25 protein-coding genes, 1 tRNA gene and 1 pseudogene are annotated in these 20,397 nt (G+C 71.6%); 10 read left to right on the forward strand and 17 right to left on the reverse strand.

The genetic code is table 11. The features are described from left to right. Positions 1-492: 492 nt before the first annotated feature. From BU204_RS41195 to BU204_RS11300, 3 genes and pseudogenes are all read right to left on the reverse strand, one after another. Positions 493-666: pseudogene (locus tag BU204_RS41195) on the reverse strand (NUDIX hydrolase); the annotation flags it as partial. Between the two features lie 72 nt (positions 667-738). Then, positions 739-1,344 (reverse strand): dihydrofolate reductase family protein, encoded by a 606-nt coding sequence (locus BU204_RS11295; RefSeq protein ID WP_075125558.1) that lies wholly within the window; start codon positions 1,342-1,344, stop codon positions 739-741. 2 nt (positions 1,345-1,346) lie between these two features. Next, positions 1,347-1,763 carry a VOC family protein gene (locus BU204_RS11300; protein ID WP_075125559.1) on the reverse strand — a complete coding sequence of 139 codons (417 nt, stop codon included), beginning with the start codon at positions 1,761-1,763 and terminating at the stop codon, positions 1,347-1,349. Positions 1,764-2,119: 356 nt separating this feature from the next. On the opposite strand from BU204_RS11300, the gene BU204_RS11305 reads away from it, so the two are divergent. Then, positions 2,120-2,989, forward strand: a complete 870-nt coding sequence (locus tag BU204_RS11305; RefSeq protein ID WP_075125560.1) for a helix-turn-helix transcriptional regulator — start codon at positions 2,120-2,122, stop codon at positions 2,987-2,989. A gap of 222 nt (positions 2,990-3,211) precedes the next feature. On the opposite strand, the gene BU204_RS11310 is transcribed toward BU204_RS11305, so the two are convergent. Continuing rightward, a tRNA-Leu gene (locus BU204_RS11310) sits at positions 3,212-3,287 on the reverse strand. A gap of 102 nt (positions 3,288-3,389) precedes the next feature. On the opposite strand from BU204_RS11310, the gene BU204_RS11315 reads away from it, so the two are divergent. The 6 genes from BU204_RS11315 (at position 3,390) to BU204_RS11335 (ending at position 7,647) form a co-directional block, all read left to right on the forward strand. After that, positions 3,390-4,601, forward strand: coding sequence for a sialidase family protein (locus BU204_RS11315; RefSeq protein WP_075125561.1), 1,212 nt, complete (start codon positions 3,390-3,392; stop codon positions 4,599-4,601). A gap of 19 nt (positions 4,602-4,620) precedes the next feature. Continuing rightward, positions 4,621-4,797 carry a hypothetical protein gene (locus tag BU204_RS40710; protein ID WP_198942837.1) on the forward strand — a complete coding sequence of 59 codons (177 nt, stop codon included), beginning with the start codon at positions 4,621-4,623 and terminating at the stop codon, positions 4,795-4,797. A 149-nt stretch (positions 4,798-4,946) separates the two neighbouring features. Continuing rightward, positions 4,947-5,471, forward strand: a complete 525-nt coding sequence (locus BU204_RS11320; RefSeq protein WP_075125562.1) for a hypothetical protein — start codon at positions 4,947-4,949, stop codon at positions 5,469-5,471. A gap of 18 nt (positions 5,472-5,489) precedes the next feature. Continuing rightward, positions 5,490-5,963 (forward strand): thioredoxin-dependent thiol peroxidase, encoded by a 474-nt coding sequence (bcp, locus tag BU204_RS11325; protein WP_075125563.1) that lies wholly within the window; start codon positions 5,490-5,492, stop codon positions 5,961-5,963. A gap of 105 nt (positions 5,964-6,068) precedes the next feature. After that, positions 6,069-6,989, forward strand: coding sequence for a hypothetical protein (locus tag BU204_RS11330; protein ID WP_075125564.1), 921 nt, complete (start codon positions 6,069-6,071; stop codon positions 6,987-6,989). Positions 6,990-7,029: 40 nt separating this feature from the next. Continuing rightward, the gene (locus tag BU204_RS11335; protein WP_075125565.1) at positions 7,030-7,647 is read left to right on the forward strand and encodes an SRPBCC domain-containing protein; all 618 of its coding nucleotides are present in this window, start codon (positions 7,030-7,032) and stop codon (positions 7,645-7,647) included. A gap of 13 nt (positions 7,648-7,660) precedes the next feature. Here BU204_RS11335 and rdgB read toward each other — a convergent pair whose 3' ends face one another. From rdgB to clpS, 12 genes are read right to left on the reverse strand one after another with little or no spacing between them, the layout of a single operon-like run. Further along, positions 7,661-8,260: an RdgB/HAM1 family non-canonical purine NTP pyrophosphatase gene (gene rdgB, locus BU204_RS11340; protein WP_075125566.1), complete on the reverse strand. Its 600-nt coding sequence runs from the start codon at positions 8,258-8,260 to the stop codon at positions 7,661-7,663. After that, positions 8,257-9,021 (reverse strand): ribonuclease PH, encoded by a 765-nt coding sequence (gene rph, locus BU204_RS11345; RefSeq protein WP_075125567.1) that lies wholly within the window; start codon positions 9,019-9,021, stop codon positions 8,257-8,259. The genes rdgB and rph overlap by 4 nt, the downstream gene beginning before the upstream one ends. Positions 9,022-9,055: 34 nt before the next feature. Beyond that, positions 9,056-9,661, reverse strand: a complete 606-nt coding sequence (locus BU204_RS11350; protein ID WP_075125568.1) for a TetR/AcrR family transcriptional regulator — start codon at positions 9,659-9,661, stop codon at positions 9,056-9,058. Between the two features lie 30 nt (positions 9,662-9,691). Continuing rightward, positions 9,692-10,465, reverse strand: coding sequence for an MBL fold metallo-hydrolase (locus BU204_RS11355; protein WP_075125569.1), 774 nt, complete (start codon positions 10,463-10,465; stop codon positions 9,692-9,694). A 23-nt stretch (positions 10,466-10,488) separates the two neighbouring features. After that, the gene (gene murI, locus BU204_RS11360; protein ID WP_075125619.1) at positions 10,489-11,295 is read right to left on the reverse strand and encodes a glutamate racemase; all 807 of its coding nucleotides are present in this window, start codon (positions 11,293-11,295) and stop codon (positions 10,489-10,491) included. Next, complete coding sequence (locus BU204_RS11365) at positions 11,235-11,882, reverse strand: rhomboid family intramembrane serine protease (RefSeq protein ID WP_075125570.1); 648 nt, start codon at positions 11,880-11,882, stop codon at positions 11,235-11,237. The genes murI and BU204_RS11365 overlap by 61 nt, the downstream gene beginning before the upstream one ends. 54 nt (positions 11,883-11,936) lie before the next feature. Beyond that, a complete protein-coding gene (locus tag BU204_RS11370; RefSeq protein WP_075125571.1) occupies positions 11,937-12,887 on the reverse strand; it encodes a PLP-dependent cysteine synthase family protein in 951 nt (316 codons plus the stop codon). Positions 12,888-12,892: 5 nt separating this feature from the next. Beyond that, complete coding sequence (locus tag BU204_RS11375) at positions 12,893-13,165, reverse strand: MoaD/ThiS family protein (protein WP_075125572.1); 273 nt, start codon at positions 13,163-13,165, stop codon at positions 12,893-12,895. Positions 13,166-13,224: 59 nt separating this feature from the next. After that, complete coding sequence (locus BU204_RS11380) at positions 13,225-13,650, reverse strand: Mov34/MPN/PAD-1 family protein (protein WP_075125620.1); 426 nt, start codon at positions 13,648-13,650, stop codon at positions 13,225-13,227. Between the two features lie 56 nt (positions 13,651-13,706). Continuing rightward, positions 13,707-14,717 (reverse strand): P1 family peptidase, encoded by a 1,011-nt coding sequence (locus BU204_RS11385; protein WP_198942838.1) that lies wholly within the window; start codon positions 14,715-14,717, stop codon positions 13,707-13,709. After that, complete coding sequence (locus tag BU204_RS11390; RefSeq protein ID WP_143229445.1) at positions 14,714-15,292, reverse strand: DUF2017 domain-containing protein; 579 nt, start codon at positions 15,290-15,292, stop codon at positions 14,714-14,716. The genes BU204_RS11385 and BU204_RS11390 overlap by 4 nt, the downstream gene beginning before the upstream one ends. Beyond that, entirely contained in the window at positions 15,289-15,588 is a 300-nt protein-coding gene (clpS, locus tag BU204_RS11395) for an ATP-dependent Clp protease adapter ClpS (RefSeq protein ID WP_143229446.1), read from the reverse strand. The genes BU204_RS11390 and clpS overlap by 4 nt, the downstream gene beginning before the upstream one ends. A gap of 46 nt (positions 15,589-15,634) precedes the next feature. Between clpS and BU204_RS11400 the strand changes: the two genes are divergently transcribed. Together BU204_RS11400 and BU204_RS11405 are read left to right on the forward strand one after the other, a co-directional pair. Next, positions 15,635-16,927, forward strand: a complete 1,293-nt coding sequence (locus BU204_RS11400) for a nicotinate phosphoribosyltransferase (protein WP_075125573.1) — start codon at positions 15,635-15,637, stop codon at positions 16,925-16,927. Positions 16,928-16,958: 31 nt separating this feature from the next. Continuing rightward, positions 16,959-17,531 carry an isochorismatase family protein gene (locus BU204_RS11405; protein WP_075125574.1) on the forward strand — a complete coding sequence of 191 codons (573 nt, stop codon included), beginning with the start codon at positions 16,959-16,961 and terminating at the stop codon, positions 17,529-17,531. Between the two features lie 5 nt (positions 17,532-17,536). Here BU204_RS11405 and BU204_RS11410 read toward each other — a convergent pair whose 3' ends face one another. Continuing rightward, entirely contained in the window at positions 17,537-18,220 is a 684-nt protein-coding gene (locus tag BU204_RS11410; protein ID WP_075125575.1) for a choice-of-anchor P family protein, read from the reverse strand. 100 nt (positions 18,221-18,320) lie between these two features. Between BU204_RS11410 and BU204_RS11415 the strand changes: the two genes are divergently transcribed. Further along, the gene (locus BU204_RS11415; RefSeq protein WP_075125576.1) at positions 18,321-20,396 is read left to right on the forward strand and encodes an ATP-dependent DNA helicase; all 2,076 of its coding nucleotides are present in this window, start codon (positions 18,321-18,323) and stop codon (positions 20,394-20,396) included. The last annotated feature ends 1 nt before the right edge of the window (position 20,397 follow it).

Consider the following 20,397-nt stretch of genomic DNA (forward strand, 5'->3'; position numbering starts at 1 on the left):
ACTGGGAGAAGGTCACGCTCAGGGCGATCATTTGGGGCCGCCGTCGGTGGCCTGACTGCTCTACATCCGTTCGTTAACGGCGGAATCGCTGATGCTCGAGCCAATGGACTGAGGCCCGACAACTCCCGACCGGACCGTCTTGCAGCCACCGTGCCCCGCACAGTCGTCCGCGCATGTCGCAGGTCCTCAGTAGACAAACGATGCCCAGTAACACTGACTTATATACGCTATTATCGATGAACGTGGCTGGCCCCCGGCTCGACCTGCGCCACCGAGTTCGAGTTGATCCACGCCGCGGTCGCCGACCCGCACTACTTCCCGACCTACGGTCCGGCGCCGGTGGCGTCGGCTGGGACCAGGCTCTGCTCGCCCTGGCACGGCTCCTGACCGGCGACGGGGCCGAGAACCTGACCGAGTTCGACCCTCACCCGAGGGACGCGAGTTCAGTGGCGCAGCGCCGCGGTCCGGGGGGACCCGGTCCGGGGGGGGGACCCACAGCAGGTCATCCTCACAATCGACGACCAGCCCGATCGCGATCCGGTCGAGGTGAACGACAAGGTACTCCCAGCGCTCCCCGTTCGGAGCCTCCACGTCCACCAGACCCAGCTTCACCCACCGGTTGTCGTAGATCAGCCGCTCGCCGTACGTCTTCCAGGAACGTCGCAGCGTAGGCGGCAGCGGCGGATTCCGATTCTCAGCTGCTGGACAGCGCTCCGTCCGTTCCGCGGACCTTGCCCATCAGGTGGTAACGCTGTGGTGGCTGTTCCCTTCTCGACGGACTATGCGGTAACGCAGATGTGTGGCGTCGCGGCCTTCGAGCCGACGGACGGGCTCCAGTTCGATGTGGTCGAGTCCGGTTGGTGCGAACAGCCGTCGTCCGTCACCCAGTAGTACGGGGACGAGGTGCAGTTCGAGCTCGTCGAGCTCGCCGGCTGCCAGCAAGGCCTGCGCCGCGCCCGCGCCGTGGACCAGCACGGCTCGCTCGCCCGCCGCGGCCCGGGCCTCGGCGGCGCACGTGTTGACGTCGGTGTAGAACTTCGCGCTGCCCGGCGGCTCGTCGGCCGGGTCGATGTGGTGGGTCAGCACGTGGATCGGCACGCCGTCATGGTGGTCGCCTTGCCATCGACCAGCCAGTTCGAACGTACGGCGTCCGGATATCACGGCGCCGGTCGACAGGATCTCGGCGTACACCTGTCCGTTGACCCCCTCGGACATCCGGTCGTCGAGCCAGTTGAACAGTCGTCCTCCGTCGCGGCCGAGTTCCTGGCCCGGCCGGTCGTCCGGCCCGGCGATGTACCCGTCGACCGACATGGACATGTAGAGCCGCAGCGGCGTCCTCACCATCGTCAGTCCCCTTCCTCTGCCCAGTCGGCGGCGGTCATGCCGGCGGGGTGGCCGGCGGGCCACTGGACAAGTTCGATCCGGCGGCCGTCCGGGTCGGAGATGAACGTCGTCGTCAGGCCGTCGTCGCGTTCCTGCACTGGAGCGACCGGCTCGATCCCGTGGTCGGCCAGCACGTCGAGCGTGTCGGCCATCGACTCGACCTGCACGACGAAGTGACTCACGTCGGTGCCACGGTCGACGGGCTTGCCGTCGTGAACCAGCTCGACGGTGACGAACCCATCGTCGGGGAGCTTGAGCATGGTCAGATGCCCGATAGGCGTCGCGGGCACGCTGCCGACGACCTCGTAGCCGACGGCCGTGTAGAACGCCAGCGACCGCTCCAGGTCGGTCACCCGCAGTCCGACGTGCAACGTTCTCATCCCAGTACCTCCATCGCGTGCGTCGATCATGCTGCGGCCTGGGGTCTCGCGGCTATCCCCACATTTCTGGGGGTTCGGCTAGGTTGAGGCATGGCTTCCGCCCAGCCAGTGCACGACCGGCTCCGCGACACCATCTCGCGGCTGGTTCACCGCGGGCTTGGTGTGGAGGACTACTGGCGGGCGGTGAGCGATGCGTTGGATGGCGTGGTGCCGTCGGAGGGCTCCTGCCTGATGACGATGGACCCGGCGACCATGCTGCCGACCGCGGAGTTCGTCGAGAACGGGATGCCCGCGGACGCGATCAGCCGGCTCGTCGAGATCGAGTTACGCGACCCGACTACACCAAGTGGGTCGACATGGCGCGCGCGGGTAGAACCGCAGCGAGCCTCAGCGACGTCACAGCGGGCGAGCTCGACCTCAGCCGGCGTCACCGGGAGGTCCGACGCCCCGGGGGCTACTCCGACGAACTCCGAGTCGTCCTGTCCAGCAGCACCGGCACGTGGGGCGCGCTCACCGTGTTCCGGGAGACGGGGCGCCCGCACTTCTCGCCTTCCGAGGTACGGCTCGTCACTTCGCTGACCGGCCTGGTCGCAGACGGGCTGCGCCGGTCGCTGCTACTGGACGACGCCCGCGCCGACCGCCACGACACCGGAATGCTCGTCCTGGCCCCCGATGACAGCGTCGACCTCGCCAATCCGGTGGCCGAGGAATGGATCGACGAACTCGGTATCGGCACAAGGGCAGGCACGACGCTCCCACTGGTGATCCGCGCGGTCGCCAGGCAGGCCCGCGCCATCGGCGGCCGGGAGAAGGGGCAAGTGGGCGAAGGGAGCCCCAGACCAGCCAGAGCGCGCGTGCGCACCAAGGCAGGGCGTTGGGTGATAGTCCGGGCATCGCTGCTGGGCGAGGGCACGACGGCACCGGTCGCGATCCTGCTCGAAGCAGCCCGCCCGGCGGAGATGGCACCACTGCTGGCCGACGTGTACGGCCTCACTTCCCAGGAGCGACGGGTCACCGAATGCGTCGCCCAAGGCCTGCCGACCAGACAGATCGCCAACCAGCTTCGGATGTCCACCTACACCGTTCAGGACCATCTGAAGTCGATCTTCTCCAAGACAGGCACCGGCTCCCGCGGCGACCTCGTCGCCCGCCTGTTCTTCGATCAGCGCGCCATGCGACTCACGGCTCCGACGGCAGTTCCACGTGAGTTGAGCGGTTTCCGGTAACGGCGCATCTTTGACTTCCGCTCATGCCGCGGTGCGGGCAACCTTCCAGCGACCTCGCGTTCGGTGTGGGCGCCCGGTGGTTATACGACATGGCTAGGGACGCCAGCGCTTGAGGCCTCAAGGACACGCTCAGGCGACCGCATTGAATGGAGTACGCACCCATTCCGCACCCCAAGGGCTGGCTTGATGCCGGTCAAATTGCATGTTTTCGCTGGCCAGAACTGGTGGGGCCGAAGGGAGTCGAACCCTCACTGGCTGGAACCTAAATCCAGTGCCTCTGCCGTTGGGCTACGGCCCCGAGCGCCCGGGAGGCGCCGACGGACAGCGTATCGAGCCCCATGTGGCATTGGCTCACGACATGCGGCTCCGAGTTCGTTACCATCCGACATGCCGGAGCAGCATGAGCACGGATCGGGACGTGATCAGGATGCGGTTGCGGGTCTGGGTGGGCGTTGTCGCAGGGCTGGTGGGGTTGGTTGCGGGAGCAACGGCAGCGCCGGCGGTCGCCGAACGGGGTGGCGGCGGTGAGCAGGTCAGGCGGCAGCTCATCTACCCCGGCGGCGCCAGTTACCCCCGGGTCATTCGGCTCGAGCACAGCGGGCCGGCCAACGGGCGGGTTTTCGCCACCGTGGGCAGTGTGATCAACGGGGACAGCGTCGGCATCATTCTGGAGAGCACGGACGCCGGCGCCACGTTCGCGCATGTGGGGACCATCGCCGACCCTGAGGGGGCGGACGGGCGGGGGATGTGCTGCGGCACGTTGTTCGAGCTGCCGCGCCCGGTGGGGGACATGCCGGAGGGCACCCTGCTGTGGGCCACTACCGCGGGCTACCGGGTGCCGGAGGCCCAGCGGGCCGTCAAGCAACGACTCTGGGAGAGCCGCGACCTCGGGCGCACCTGGACCTTCAAGTCCGACATCGCCACCTCACCCAACCGGTACAACGCCTGGGAGCCCGAACTCTCCGTCGCGGCTGACGGGGCGCTTGTCGCCTTCTACGCGGACGAGACCGACAAGCCAACGCATGACCAAAAAATTGTTCAGGTTCGCTCGGTCGACGGGATTACCTGGACCGACCAGCGGGACACCGTCAAGAACATGGACTTCTACGTCCGGCCGGGCATGCCTGGGGTACGCCGGCTCGCCGACGGCACCTACTTCCTCGTGTACGAAGTCTGCAACCTGGACGAGCCGATGTGCTCCGCGTACTTCCGCACCTCCCAGGACGGGTGGGACTTCGGGGATCCGCTCGACCTCGGAACCGGTGTGCGAACGGCCGACGGCAAGTATCCTCGACACACGCCGACCATCGCGGTGAGCCCGACCGGCTCGATCCTGCTGGCCAGCGAGATGCTCGTGAATGCCGACGGCACCCACGCCCCGGGCAACGGGAGGACGCTCCTGGTCAACGACCAGAACGGCACCGGTCCCTGGCGGGAGATCCCCGCCCCGGTCGAGGTACCCGACCCCAACAACGCGCCCTGCCGCAACTTCAGCCCCAGCATGCTCGTCTCCACCGACGGCACCAGCGTCCTCCACCTCGCCACCGACACCGTCGACGGAGTCTGCCGAGCCTTCTACGCCACCGGTCCGATTCCGCCGCCCGACGCCTAGGCCCCGAAGGGAGTCGTCGATGCGCACGCCCCGGCACGCCGTGGACAAGCTCGTCGACCGGTTCGAAGCTCGCGGAGTGTACGTCCCCGGCGAGGACCACACGACGATCTCGCCCTGGCGCGACTTCGGCTGGCTCATCGCCACCTGGCTCGTCACCGTCGCCGTCTTCATCCTGTTCTTCGCGCTCGCTGCCTGACGATCTTCGTGGTGCCGGTCACTCCCGGTTCGCCGGGGGTTACAGCTCGGCCACGGCACGACACCAGCTCCGCTTCTTCCCCGGTGCACCAGGTGTCCCACCGGGATAGTGCATTCAGACGTACATCCTCCCCCAGGAAGGGGCGCCCCGTGGTGATCGCCAGGCTCGCGGTCGCAGCATGCGCACTGCTGGTTCTGGTCGGATGCGGGATCGGACACTCCTCGGAAGCCTCCCGTCCTCAACAGACCGCTACCCCCAGCGCCGCCGCCGAGCGCACCGAGTACCGCGCCGATGGAACCCGCAAGTCGATCGGCGACGGCGTGGTGCTGACGATCTCCGCACCCAAGTCCTTCACCCCCACCGACACCGCCTACCCGCGCGCCAAGCGCGCCGTCGCCTTCGAGCTCGTCATCGACAACGGCAGCACGATCGCCTACCGGCCCGCGAGCCTCTCCTTCACCGCCACCGTCGAGGGCGCCGCGGCCGAGCAGGTGATCGACTCCACCCAGGGCTACACCGGCACGTCCGGCGCCACCGACGAGGTCGCCCCCAGCCAGTCGCTGCGGATCGCCGTGGCGTTCGCGGTGGGCGACCGACCGTGCCGGATGCGGATGGCGGTCCAGCCCGAGGCCGACAGCGCCACCCCGATCCTGCTGTACGACGGCACCGTCTGAACGCGATAGCGTCACCCCATGACTGAGCAGAAGCGGCTGTCCGCCGGTGACCCGGCGCCCGAGTTCCGCCTGCCGGACGCCACCGGCACCGAGGTGTCCCTCAGCGAGTTCCGCGGCCGGCACGTCCTCGTCTACTTCTACCCCGCCGCCGGCACGCCCGGCTGCACCAAGCAGGCGTGCGACTTCCGCGACAACCTGGGCGAGCTCAACGACGCCGGCTTCACCGTGCTCGGCATCTCCCCCGACGACCCGCCCAAGCTCGCCAAGTTCGCCACCGAGCAGGAGCTGACCTTCCCCCTGCTCTCCGACAAGGACCGCTCGGTCATGACCGCGTGGGGTGCCTACGGCGAGAAGCAGAACTACGGGCGCACGGTCACCGGCGTCATCCGCTCCACCTTCGTCGTCGACCCGGACGGCACGATCGCCAAGGCCCTCTACAACGTCCGAGCCACCGGTCACGTGGCGAAACTCCGCAAGGACCTCGGCGTGTAGAACACCGGGGCAACCCGGTGACGGGGTGCCACGTACGTCCCCGACGGGCGAAAAGTTGCGGCCCGACCGGGTCAACTTCGCCCATCACAACGGCGTATTCACGGCATGCCCAGCCTCCGGAAGCGCCGGCTTCACCGGCTGCTCGCGGCGGTACCGGTCGCCCTCCTCGCCTCCTGCGGCACCGTGACCGGCACCGCCCTGCCCGAACCCGTTCCCCCCACCCGCGTCGCCCACCACCCGGCACCCCAGGCGGCGCCGTCCCAACCGCGCCTCCCGGCCCCCCGGCCCGCCCCGGCCGAGGGGAACGCCGAGGCGAAGGGCCTGCTCGAGGCCGCGGCCACGGTCGAACCCGACGTCACGATCGGCGCGCTGGTGGTTGACCGGACCTCCGGCGACCCGGTGCTCTCGCTGCACGCCGACCGGCAGTTCCGCTGCGCGTCGCTGGTCAAGCTGCTGATCGCGATCGACATCCTCGAGAACGGCCCCGACGGCGGCACCCGCCCGGTCACGGACAAGGACCGCGCCGACATCGGCGCGATGCTCGGCGCGAGCGACGACACGGTGGCGAGCGCGTACTGGGTCGCCGGCGGCTACTCCGACATCATCGTGCGAACGAGCGAGAAGCTCGGGCTGACCGCGACCGAACCCCCCGAGGAGCCCGGCCGGTGGGGCGACATGCGAATCAGCGCCGCGGACGTCGTCCGCGTCTACACCTACATCCTCGGCATGCCCCTCGAGGACCGCCGGCTGATCCTGGCCGCGCTCGAGCAGGCCCCGCGGTTCGCCGCCGACGGGTTCGAGCAGCACTTCGGCATCCCCGACGGCCTGCGCTCGACCTGGGCCGTCAAGCAGGGCTGGGGCGACAACGACACGGCGATGGTCCTGCACAGCACGGGGCTCGTCGGCGAGGACTGGCGCTACATCGTGGTGCTGCTGACCGAACATCCACTCGGGACGGACTGGGGTACGGCCGCCGCCTCGGTGACCGCCGCCGCCGGGACGCTGCGCGTCCTACCCGGATTGTAAAGAGTTGACTTATATAAGCAGTGCCTGCAAGATACTCGGCATGATCGATATCGACACCCAGCTCAGCGCGATCCAGCGCGAGGTAGCCACCCGGGGGACCGACGGCGCGGAGGAGGTCGCCGTCCTGCTCCGGCGGCGGTACGAGGCGCAGGCCGCCGACGTCTGGCAGGCCGTTGCGGAGCCGGACCAGCTCCGGCGGTGGTTCACCCCCGTCAGCGGCGACCTGCGCGTCGGCGGCACCTTCCAGCTCGAGGGCAACGCCGGTGGCGAGATCCTCACCTGCGAGGCACCCCACCTGCTGCGGGTCACCTTCGGCGCCCCCACGAGCATCCTGGAGCTGCGCCTGTCCGCGGCGGACGGTTCGACCCTGCTCGAGCTCGAGCACACCGTCCCCCTCGAGCTGGCCGGCAGCGGCGCCGGCGCGCTCTACGTCGGCCCCGGCTGGGACGGGGCGCTGCTCGCGCTCGGGCTGTACCTGGACGGCGAGGTCGCCGAGGACCCGGCCGCTGCGGGCAACTCCCCGGAGGGCATCGAGTTCGCCCGGCGTTCTGTGCACGTCTGGGCGGAGGCGATCACCGCCTCCGGCGCGGCCAGCCCCGAGGAGGTCACCGCGGCGACCGAGGCCTCCCTGGCCCAGTTCGCACCGGCGACCGCGTGAACCAGGACCCTCCCTAGGGACGGGACAGCGTTCGCAGGTGCGGGAGCAGCAGCTGCAAGGCCCGGCCTCGGTGGGAGATCGCGTCCTTCTCCGCCGAGGTCAGCTCGGCCGAGGTCCGGGTCTCGCCCTCCGGGACGAAGATCGGGTCGTAGCCGAAGCCGTTGCCGCCGCGGGGCTCCCGCACCAGCCTGCCCGGCCACTCTCCCCGCACGATGATCTCCGTGCTGTCCGGCAGGACCAGCGCCGACGCGCAGACGAACGAGGCGGTCAGCCGCTCGTCGGGGACGTCGGCGACCTGCTCGAGCACCAGGCGCAGGTTCGCCTCGTCGCTGCGGGTGCGGCCCGCCCAGCGGGCGGAGAACACCCCGGGCATCCCGTTGAGCGCGTCGACGGCGAGCCCCGAGTCGTCGGCCACCGCGGGCAGGCCCGTCTCGGCCGCCGCGTCCCTGGCCTTGGCCACCGCGTTGTCCTCGAACGTCGCCCCGGTCTCCGGCGCCTCGGGGAACGGCGGCACCTCGTCGAGGCCGACTACCTCGACCCCGGCGCCGGCCAGGATCCGGCGCATCTCCGCCAGCTTCTTCGCGTTGCGGCTGGCGACCAGCAGCCTGGTCACGAGCGGACCGACTTCGGCTTCGGCAGCTCGCCCGGGTAGGGCTCGGCGAGCACCGCGGCCTGCTTCTCGTTGATCTCCGCGCAGCCGGCGAGCGCCAGGTCGAGCATCGCGTCCAGCGTGGACCGGGTGAACGTGGCGCCCTCGCCGGTGCCCTGCACCTCGATGATCGTGCCCGCGTCGGTGCACACGACGTTCATGTCGACCTCGGCCCGCACGTCCTCCTCGTAGGGCAGGTCCAGGCGCACCCGGCCGTCCACGACCCCGACGCTGATCGCCGCCACCGCGCACGACAGCGGTTGCGGGTCGGCGAGCCGCCCCGCCGCGCCGAGCCAGGTCACCGCGTCCGCCAGGGCCACGTAGCCACCGGTGATGGCGGCCGTGCGGGTGCCACCGTCGGCCTGGATGACGTCGCAGTCGATGACGATGGTGTTCTCGCCCAACGCGGCGAGGTCGATACAGGCCCGCAGCGAGCGGCCGATCAGGCGGCTGATCTCGTGGGTGCGGCCACCGATCCGGCCCTTGACCGACTCCCGGTCGCCCCGGGTGTTGGTGGCCGACGGGAGCATCGCGTACTCGGCCGTGACCCAGCCGAGCCCCGACCCCTTGCGCCAGCGGGGCACCCCCTCGGTCACGCTCGCCGCGCACAGGATCCGGGTCCGGCCGAACTCGACCAGTACCGATCCGGCCGGCCACACCTGAAAACCGCGGGTTATCGAGATGTCCCTGAGCTGGTCGTCGTTCCTGCCATCGCTTCGCGCCACCGGATCACCCTACGACCGCGGCCGGAGGGCGCGGTCAGCGGACCAACCGGTCGAGGATCTGCCCGACGTCCTCGCGCAGCCGGGCCGCGGCGTCCTCGTCGCCGGCGAGGTGGCTCAGCAGCGCCTGGTGGAACACGCCGTAGAGCAGCGCGTACGCCACCCGCGCCGGCACCGCCGGGATCGCCCCGGCCAGCTCGGCATACCGGGCGACGATGCGGCCGATCATCCGCTCGAGGCTGCCGTCGATCTCCCGCACGTCGGCGCGGAACGACTCCTCGAACAGGCTCTGGTTGCGCAGGTCGAACCAGAGCCGGTGCATCGAGGTCTCCTCGCGCAGCGTCGTCGCCATCGACTCGCCGAGGTCGGCCCGCAGCTCGTCGGCGGTCAGCGCGGTGGCGACGGCGTGGTCGTAGCGGGCGATGCAGGACTCCTTGTAGAGCCGCACACAGCAGGTGATCAGCTCGACCTTGTCCCGGAAGTAGTAGTGCACCACCCCGTGGGAGAACGCCGAGTTCTGGGCGATCTCCCGCAGGCTCGTACGCGCGTACCCGAGCTCGGCGAGGGTGTGCAGGGCGGAGGCGGCCAGCTGGGACCGGCGGTCGGCGAACTTGCCGGCCTTGGGCTCGGCGATCCGGGACACCGGCCCATCCTAGGGCGCCTGGCGGCGCGGTCAGATCTCGAACGTGGCGCCCTTGACCACGAGCTCGGTCAGCTCCTCGCCGAACTCCTCGCGCGCCTCGCCCAGTACCGCGTCCCGGTCGGTCCACGGCGGGACGTGGGTGACCAGCAGCCGGCCGACGCCGGCCGTCCGGGCGAGGCGACCGGCCTGCCGCCCGGACAGGTGCAGGTCCCGCGGGCGGTCCTCGGCGTGGGTCCAGGACGCCTCCGCGAGCAACACGTCCGCGCCGGTCGCGAGCTCCTCCAACGGCGCCTCCGGCCCGGTGTCACCGGTGTAGACCAGCGTCCGCCCGCCGTGGCTGATGCGGAAGCCGTAGGCCTCGCAGGGATGCGCTGCCTTGCCCACGTCCACCCGGAACGGCCCGATCTCGATCGTTCCGCTGTGCAGCGGGTGGAACTCGAACACGTCGGTCAGGTCGGTCTCGGCGCGGTCGGCCTCGTCCGGGCTGTAGGCGGCGGCGAACCTCGACGGAGCCTCGACCGGGGCGTGGACGGGCAGCCGTCGCACCCGCGGGTCGTACGGCGGGGCGGGGTGGTACCGGCGGAACACGGTCAGGGCAGTGAAGTCGGCGCAGTGGTCGGGGTGCAGGTGCGAGAACACGAGCGCGTCGAGGTCGAAGGGATCCCGCAGCGCCTGTAACTCGGCGAGCGTCCCGTTGCCCAGCTCCATGCCCAACAGGAAGTCCTCGGCCTCGAGGAGATAGCCGGACGAGGGGTTGCTGGGGCCTGGAGAGCTTCCGGAGCAGCCGAGGACGAACAGCTTCACGGGCCACAGCCTGACACATTCATTCAACTCACGGGCACAGGCACGAACGAGCCGAGCCCGGGCCCGAGAAACCGCCTGGCCAGGCGGGTGAACGGGGCCGAGGGTCCGGTGGCGACCAGCTCGTGGGCCGGCTCACCCGGCTCGGCCAGCAGGTCGAGCTCGGTGAGCACGCGGACGACGTCCTTGGCCGTCTCCTCGGCACTGGACACGAGCGTCACGCGGTCGCCCATGACGATCTGCAGGACCCCGGTGAGCAGCGGATAGTGCGTGCAGCCGAGCACGACCGTGTCCACGTCGGCCTGTTGCAGGGGCTCGAGGTAGGCCTGGGCGAGGCCGAGCACCTGCCGGCCCGAGGTGATGCCGCGCTCGACGAAGTCCACGAACCGGGGGCAGGCGGCGCTGGTGACCGTGATGTGCGGGGCGGCGGCGAAGGCGTCGTCGTAGGCCCGCGACCGGACCGTGCCCTCGGTCCCGATCACGCCGACCCGGCCGTTGCGCGTGCTCGCGACGGCCCGCCGCACGGCCGGCACCACGACCTCGACGACGGGGATGTCGTAGCGCTCCCGAGCGTCGCGCAGGCAGGCCGCCGATGCCGTGTTGCAGGCCATCACCAGCATCTTCACCCCGTCGGCGACCAGCGTGTCGGCCACCGCGAGCGCGTGCCGGCGAACCTGCGCGATCGGCAGCGGGCCGTAGGGGCCGTGTGCGGTGTCCCCCACGTAGCGCAGCCGCTCGGCCGGCAGCTGGTCGGCGATCGCGCGGGCGACGGTCAGGCCGCCGACGCCGGAGTCGAAGACGCCGATCGGCGCCTGGCGTTGTTCGCCACCGATACGAGCCACGCCGCCAGGATGCCACCCAGCGCACCGAACAGGTGCCCCTGCCATGAGATGCCGGGGTTTCCCGGCAGGACGCCGAGCAGCGTGCTCCCCCAGTACAGGAACAGCACGACCGCGACCACGAGCTGGCCGGCGCTGCGCGTGAAGATCCCCCGTACCAGCAGGAACGCCAGCCAGCCGAACGCGAGGCCGGAGGCGCCGACGGTCACGCCCTCGGCGCCGGTGAGCCAGACACCCGTACCGCTGGCCAGCCAGACCGTCGCGGTCACGGCGGCCCACTGGCCGAACCCGCCCGCCAGCGCGAGGAAACCGAAGACCAGGATCGGCAGGGTGTTGGCGAACAGGTGCGACCACCCCGAGTGCAGCAGGGGCGCCAGCAGGATGCCGTCCAGGCCGCCGACCGTGCGCGGGTGGATGCCGAGGTTGTCCAGGTTCGCCGGCAGGACCGCGTCGACCGCCTCGACCAGGTACAGCAGCGCGGTGAACGCGGCCACCACGACCGCCGCCCGCAGGGGGTTGGCCGGCAGGACCCGGTTGACCGGTGTGGGGCGCGCCGCCGGAGCGGCTGGCAGTGTGCTCACGTCTTCGAGGCTACGGAGCGGTCGGCCGGTCCGGATCGGGGTTCTCCCCGATATTCAGGCCCAGAGATGCCCGTCGAGCCGTTCGGAGGCCTCGTCCAGCGAGCCGCTGTAGGCACCGGTCGACAGGTACTTCCAGCCCCCGTCGGCGACGACGAACACGATGTCGGCCCGGTCGCCGGCGCGGACCGCCTTGTCCGCCACGGCGAGCGCGGCGTGCAGGATGGCTCCGGTGGAGATGCCGGCGAACACGCCCTCGGTCTCCAGCAGCTCGCGGGTGCGGCGCAGCGCGTCGTAGGAGCCGACCGAGTAGCGGCCGGTGAGCACGTCGGGGTCGTAGAGCTCCGGCACGAAGCCCTCGTCGAGGTTGCGCAGGCCGTAGACCAGCTCGCCGTAGCGCGGCTCGGCGGCCACGATCTGCACGTCCGGCTTGTGCTCGCGCAGGTACCGGCCCGCCCCGACCAGGGTGCCGGTCGTGCCCAGCCCCGCCACGAAGTGGGTGACGGTCGGCAGGTCGCGCAGGACCTCCGGGCCGGTGCCGTGGTAGTGCGCGCCGGCGTTGTTCGGGTTGCCGTACTGGTAGAGCATCACCCAGTCCGGGTTCTGCTTGGCCAGCTCCTTGGCCCGCCGCACGGCCTCGTTGGAGCCCCCGGCCGCCGGCGAGTTCACGATCCGCGCACCGTAGGCCTTGAGCAGCTGGCGGCGCTCCTCGGAGGTGTTCTCCGGCATCACGCAGACCAGGCCGTAGCCCTTGAGCTTCGCGGCCATCGCCAGCGAGATCCCGGTGTTGCCGGAGGTCGGCTCGAGGATCGTGCACCCGGCGTGCAGCACGCCGTCCTGTTCGGCGGCCTCGATCATCCGCAACGCCACCCGGTCCTTCACCGATCCGGTGGGGTTGCGGTCCTCGAGCTTGGCCCACAGCCGCACCTCCGGGGAGGGGGACAGCCGCGGCAGGCCGACCAGCGGCGTGTCGCCCAGGGCGTCCAGGAGGGAGTCGAAGCGCGCCACCCGGCTCAGCCTCCGGCGACGGCCGGCAGGATCGTGACGTTGTCCCCGTCGGCGATCGCGGCGTCCAGCCCACCGGCGAAGCGGACGTCCTCGTCGTTGACGTAGACGTTCACGAACCGGTGCAGTGTGCCCTCCTTGACCAGGCGTGCCTTGAGACCGCCGTGGTTGGCCTCGAGGTTGTCGATCACCTCGGCCAGAGTGGCGCCGCGTGCCTGCACCTGCTTCTCGCCGCCGGTGTGCGTGCGCAGAATCGTCGGGATGGAGACGGTGACGGCCATGTGCTACCTCCGCTAGTGGGCTTGCTGTTGGGAAAGACGTCCGTGGGCCCGCTGGTATTTCAGGTCGGGACCACGTCCACCGGCTCCTCGGTGACCTCGCCGTCGAGGATGCGGTAGGAGCGCAGCTCGTGCCGCTCCGGGTCGCGGGTGCCGATCAGCACGTAGTGCGGCGGGGCGAGGAACTGCGCGTACTCCTGCGCCCGCGCGATGTCGGTACGCGACGGGTACGGCTCGGTGGCGGTGTGCGAGTGGTAGATCACCACCGGCTCCTCGTCCTTGGCCGTCATCTCCCGGTACACCGCGTTCCACTCGGTGGAGTCGAACTCGTAGTAGGTGGGCGAGCGGGCCGCGTTGAGCATCGGGATGACCCGCTGGGGCTCGCCGGAGCCCTCCGGCCCCGCGAGGATGCCGCACGCCTCGTCCGGGTGGTCCCGGCGCGCGTGCGCGACCATCGCGTCCACCAGGTCCTCGCGTATCCGCAGCACGATCACAATCTTACGGGCTGGACACACGGTTCCCAGTCCGTGGGAGCGGCCCGGGATCACGACCCGTCTGGTGGCCACACCTCCCGGTAGGCCACCAGACCGGCGAGCGAGGTGGCCGCCAGCAGGCCGTGCACGACCGCACGGGCGAAGACCTCGGCCGCCGCCGTGCACAGCCGGTCCAGCGCGGCGGCGCGGGCCACCGGGCCGAACGGCGCGTCGGCCGCGACCAGCGGCTGAGCCTGGGTGGCGGCCGCGAACACGGTGTCGCCGTCGAACATCGAGTGGGCCGGGCGGACCGCGCGGGCCAGCCCGTCCTGGGCGGCGATCGCGATGCGCCGGCACTCGGCCTTGGTCAGGTCCGCGTCGACCGCGACCACGCCGACGGTGGTGTTCAGCTCGGCCCGTGCGGCGGTCGGCAGCACGCCCGGCCGGTCCGGCCAGCGCCCGCCGAACTCCTCGGCCACCTCGTGGTCGGCCACCCACGGGCGCCCGGTCCCGGCGTCCACGGCCTCCCCCACGGCGTTGACCACGACCAGCGCCCCGACGGTGAAGTCGTCGACCATGGCGCTCGCGGAGCCAACGCCGCCCTTGAGCGAGCCCACCTTGGCGCCGGTACCGGCGCCGACCGTGCCCTGCGTGACCGGCCCCGAGCAGGCGGCCGTGCAGGCCAGGTAGCCGAACTCGGCCGAGGGCCGGTTGCCCCAGGACGACCGGGGCAGGTCGAAGATCACCGCACCCGGGACGATCGGCACCACCTCGTGCGGTTCCGCGCCCACCCGCATGCCGCGGCCCTGCTCGCCGAGCCAGCGCATCACGCCGTCGGCGGCGGCCAGCCCGTAGGCCGAGCCGCCGGACAGGCACACGGCGTCGACCTGTCGCACCAGGTTCTCCGGCGCGAGCAGGTCGGTCTCCCGGGTGCCCGGCGCGCCGCCCCGGCCGTCCACCGCGCCGGTGGACCCGGGCGGCAGCAGGACGACGGTCGTGCCCGTGGCCCAGCCGCCGCCGATCCGCTGGTGGTGGCCGACCTCGACCCCGACGACGTCGGTGATCGCGTTGAACGTCGTCACGGGAGTTCGTCGTCGCCGGACAGGGCCAGCACCAGGTGCTCCTGCAGCCAGGTCAGCCACTGGTAGACGCCGAGGTGCGGGCTGCGCGGGTCGTCCGGCGGCAGCTCCTCGGGCATGTCCTCGGTGACGCCGAGGGTGGTGCCCAGCGCCAGCCGGACGTCGTTGACCGCCGAGAGCCAGGACTCTGCCTGCTCGAGGGAGAGCCTGATCGTCCCGCCCTCCGGGGGGCAGGTGTCGAGCACCACACCGGCGACGCCGGTCTTGAGGTCGAGCAGCTCCGGCTCGTGCAGCGAGCGCAGCGCCGCCGCCGAGTCCCGCTCCTCCTTCGACGGCTCGCCGTCGCCGCGGTCCAGCCGGTGGAAGTCGGGCAGCAGGCGGGACAGGATCGGGTCCTCCGGCGCCGTGCTCATGCCGGTGCGGATCCCGGTCAGCTCGGCCAGCTCGTCCTGCGGCGTCGCGTCCTGCCTGGCTCGCAACATGCCCTCGACCTGGCCGACCAGGCCCCGCAGCACGTTCGCCTCCCGGCGGTCGACCTTGCTGGTGACGGTGTCGCCGACACGCTCCCAGGGGATCACGACTCGTGCTGCATGGTCGCCCAGAGGCCGGCCGCGTGCAGCTTCGCGACGTCGCCCTCGACCTTGTCCTTGGAGCCGGAGGACACGATGGCCCGGCCCTTGTGGTGAACGTCGAGCATGAGCTTGGTGGCGTGTTCCCTCGAGTAGCCGAACAGCTTCTGGAAGACGTAGGTCACATAGGACATCAGGTTGACCGGATCGTTCCACACGATGGTCTGCCACGGTTTGTCCTCGGCCGCGAGGTCGGTCCCGACCGGCTCGACCTGGGTCTGCTCCTGCTCGACAGGCAAAGACATCCCGACCGCCATACCGTCCATGGTGGCATGTCTAGGCTGACCGTTCATGACCGGATCCGGTATGAGCACCGCGTTGCTCACCGACCACTACGAGCTGACCATGGTGGCCGCCGCGCTGGCGGCGGGCACCGCGGACCGGCGGTGCGTGTTCGAGACCTTCGCCCGGCGGCTGCCGGCCGGCCGGCGCTACGGCGTCGTCGGCGGCACCGCCAGGGCCATCGAGGCGATCAGCAGGTTCACCTTCGGCGAGGACGAGCTGCGCGAGCTCGCCGACCGCGACGTGGTGGACGCGGCCACCCTCGACTGGCTCGCCGGCTACCGGTTCACCGGTGAGGTCGACGGCTACCCGGAGGGCGAGCTGTACTTCCCGGGCTCGCCGCTGTTCACCGTGCGCGGCACGTTCGCCGAGGCGGTGCTGCTGGAGACGCTGGTGCTGTCGGTCCTCAACCACGACAGCGCGATCGTCTCCGCGGGTGCCCGGATGGTGAGCGCGGCCAACGGCCGGCCGATCATCGAGATGGGCGGGCGCCGCACCCACGAGCAGGCCGCGGTCAGCTCGGCCAGGGCCGCCTACCTGGCCGGCTTCGCGACGACCTCCAACCTCGAGGCCGGGCGCACCTACGCCATCCCCACGGCCGGCACCTGCGCGCACGCGTTCATCCTGCTGCACGACAGCGAGCGGGCGGCGTTCGCCGCGCAGGTCCAGGCGCTGGGCACCGGCACGACGCTGCTGGTCGACACCTACGACATCACCGCGGGCATCGAGACCGCGATCGAGGTCGCCGGGCCCGAGCTCGGCGCGATCCGGATCGACTCGGGCGACGTCGGCGTGCTGGCCAGGCAGGCCAGGGCGCAGCTGGACTCGCTCGGCGCGCGCAACACCCGGATCGTGGTGTCCGGCGACCTCGACGAGTACGCCATCGCCGCCCTGCGGGCCGAGCCGGTGGACGCCTACGGCGTCGGCACCTCGCTGGTCACCGGCTCGGGCTCGCCGACCGCGGGAATGGTTTACAAACTGGTCGAAGTGGAGGGTCGACCGGTGGCGAAGCGCAGCTCGCACAAGGAGTCCCGGGCCGGGCGCAAGTCAGCGCTGCGGCGGCACAAGCCGACCGGGACGGCGATGGAGGAGGTCGTGTACGTGGTCGCCGACGGCGAGCCGGAGGCCGGCGAGCACGACCGGTCGCTGGTCGTGCCGCTGATGCGCGGTGGACAACCGGTCGAGGGGCTGGCCACGCTGGAGGAAAGCAGGAGACGGGTGCGCGACGGGCTGGTCAGCCTGCCGTGGGAGGGCCTCAAGCTGTCCCAGGGCGAGCCGGCCATCCCTACCGTGTACCGGTGAGAGACCGGCTGGACGAGGACAGGGAGCGAGCGTGGCCAACGCACTGATCGTCGTGGACGTGCAGAACGACTTCTGCGAGGGCGGGTCGCTCGCCGTCGCGGGCGGGGCCGTGGTGGCCGCCGCCGTCAGCCAGCTCATCCAGGCCGGCGAGTACGACCACGTCGTGGCGACCCGCGACTACCACCTCGACCCGGGCGGGCACTTCAGCGAGGCTCCCGACTTCGTCGACTCCTGGCCGCCGCACTGCCGGGCGGGCACGCCGGGCGCCTCCTTCCACCCCGAGCTGGACGTGGCCGGGCTCGAGGCGGTGTTCTCCAAGGGCGCCCACGCGGCGGCCTACTCCGGCTTCGAGGGCGCCACGCCGGACGGCACGGCGCTCGCGACCTGGCTCCGGGCGCACGACGTGTCGGCCGTGGACGTGGTCGGCATCGCGACCGACCACTGCGTGCGGGCGACCGCGCTGGACGCCGTTCGGGAGGGCTTCTCGACCACGGTGCGGCTGGAGCTGACCGCGGGCGTCGCCCGGGCCACGGTGGACCGGGCGCTGCGCGAACTCACCTCGAACGCCGTCAGGCTGACCGGCGCCCCCGTCGTCGCCTCCTGAACGGCTCAGGAGGGGTCGCAGTGCACCGAGCCGACGACGATGTCTCCGGTCGCCGGTGCGGCGGACGGCGTCGTCGGGAACAGCCGGATGCGCATGAGGTTGAGCCGCACGCTCCCGTCCGGCGGGGTCGGGGTGACCAACTCGTTCAGCGTCACCCGCGCCAGCGGCGGTGACCCGGCCGGCCCGGGGATCATCACCACGTGGTTGCGCGGGACGGTCGAGGGGGCCAAGAACCCGTTGAGGCCGGTGAACTGGAAGCGCGCCTCGGTGCCGCTCGTGGTGATCGCACAGGTGACGCGGTAGCTGGCCAGGCGGATCAGGGGTCCGCCGTACCGGCGCAGCCCAGGCAGCCGGAAGGTCCCGCCGGTCACGGTCGCCGTCGTCGTCCAGGCGACGACGCTCGCCCTGCACCTCGTCGAGCCGGCGGCGAACTCGACGAAGTCGGTCACGCCGACCCCCGGCGTGCTGGCCTGCTGGTTCGCCCCGGTCTGGCACTCGGCGATCGGCGGGATCGCCTGGGGCGTCCCGTCCACGACGATGTTCACGGCACCGATCGAGCCGCTCGCCAGGGCCGGTGCCCGCACCCCCGGGGCCACCGTGTCGGCCCCCGCGTAGCCGACGCCGGGCAGCACCAGGGCCAGGAGGGACAGCCCGACGAGGACGCCGTGTCTGGCTTTTCTCACGGTCATGGGACGAGCCCACACCCGCCTCCGCGCGGAGGCCAGGGCCTTGCCGGCGCTGCCACTCGGACGAGGCCCGGGGACAACCCGTCCGGGCGACGGCGGGTGCATGCGCAGGATTGACGGGGCGCAGAGGTACGGTCTCGCTGTGCCGGAAACCACCACCGAACTCCCTGGCGTCTCCGAACTGCTGGCGACCGCGGTGGCGGCGGTGGGTGGTACCGAGCGGCCGGGCCAGCTCGCGATGGCCGAGGCCGTCGCGCGGGCGATCCGCACCGGCGACCACCTCGCCGTTCAGGCCGGAACCGGCACCGGGAAGTCGTTGGCCTACCTGGTCCCGGCCCTGCGCCACGCGGTGGAGCGGGAGGCGACGGTCGTCGTCTCGACCGCGACGATCGCGCTGCAGCGCCAGCTCGTCGACCGCGACCTGCCGCGGCTGGAGAAGGCCCTCGCGAAACCGCTCGGCCGCAAGCCGACGTTCGCGATCCTCAAGGGGCGGCGCAACTACCTGTGCCTGAACAAGCTCGACAGCGGGATGCAGGACGAGCCGGACGACGCCGCGCTGTTCGACCCGTTCCAGGTCTCCGCGCTCGGCCGGGAGATCACCCGCCTGCGGGAGTGGGTGTCCGACACCGAGACCGGGGACCGCGACGAGCTGGTGCCGGGCGTCACCGAGCACGCGTGGCGCCAGGTGTCGGTGACCGCGCGCGAGTGCCTCGGCGCGGCCCGCTGCCCGGTGGGCACCGACTGCTTCGCGGAGAAGGCCCGGGGCGAGGCCGGCCGTGCCGACCTGGTCGTGACCAACCACGCCCTGCTCGCGATCGACGCGCTGCAGGGCTTCCAGGTGCTGCCCGAGCACGACCTGGTGATCGTCGACGAGGCACACGACCTGGTCGACCGGGTCACCTCGGTCGCCACCGCCGAGCTCACCTCGTCCTCGGTCGCCGCGGCGGCCCGGCGGGCGGGCCGCGTCGTGGACCAGGAGATCGCCGACCGGCTGCTGGAGGCCGGTGACGGCTTCACGCTGATCCTCGAGGACCTGCCGGCCGGCCGCCTGGACACCCTGCCGGTCGCGCTGTCCGGCACGCTCTCGGTCGTGCGCGACGCCGCCCGGGCCTGCCTGGACGGGCTCGGACCCGAGCGCCCCGCGGACGTGGACGTGGCGACCGCGCGCAAGCTGGCCCAGTCGCAGCTGGAGGAGGTGCACGACACCGCCGTCCGGCTGCTCGGCGCGTTCGACGCCGACGACGCGCACAAGCGGGACGTGGTGTGGCGCACCGGCGACAGCGGGCTCGGGCCGCCGCGTCCGCCCGCGCTGCGGGTCGCCCCGCTGGGGGTCGCCGGCCTGCTCCGCGAGCGGCTGTTCGCCCAGCACACCACGGTGCTCACCTCGGCGACGCTGACCCTGGGCGGCACGTTCGACTCGATGGCCCGCTCCTGGGGGCTGCCGCCCGAGCAGCAGGGCCCGAGCGAGAAGACCGCGGGGACGGCCACCGACAAGGCCCCCGACGGACCGAGGTGGACCGCGCTGGACGTCGGCTCGCCGTTCGACCACGCCCGCTCCGGGATCCTGTACCTGGCCAGGCACCTGCCCCCGCCGGGCCGCGACGGGCTACCGCCCGCCTACCTCGACGAGCTGGCCGAGCTGATGACCGCCGCCGGTGGACGCACGCTCGGGCTGTTCTCCTCGATGCGTGCTGCGAAGCAGGCGACCGAGGCGCTGCGGTCCCGCTCGGACGTGCCGATCCTGTGCCAGGGCGACGACTCGACGGCCCTGCTGGTCCGCAAGTTCGCCGAGGACGAGGCGACCTGCCTGTTCGGCACGCTCTCGCTCTGGCAGGGCGTCGACGTGCCGGGGCCGTCGCTGTCGCTGGTCGTGGTGGACCGGATCCCGTTCCCGCGGCCGGACGACCCGCTCGCCTCGGCCAGGCAGCGGGCGGTGGAAGCACGCGGCGGCAACGGGTTCCTGTCGGTGGCCGCGACCCACGCGGCGCTGCTGCTCGCCCAGGGCACCGGCCGGCTGCTGCGCTCGACCAACGACAGGGGTGTCGTCGCGATCCTCGACCCCCGGCTGGCGACCGCCCGCTACGGCGCGTTCCTGCGTGCGTCGCTGCCCGCCTACTGGACCACGTCCGACACCGAGGTCGTTCGGGCGGCCCTGCGCAGGCTGGCCGCGGCGAACTGAT

It is taken from the genome of Actinophytocola xanthii, assembly GCF_001921205.1.
Taxonomy (GTDB): domain Bacteria; phylum Actinomycetota; class Actinomycetes; order Mycobacteriales; family Pseudonocardiaceae; genus Actinophytocola; species Actinophytocola xanthii.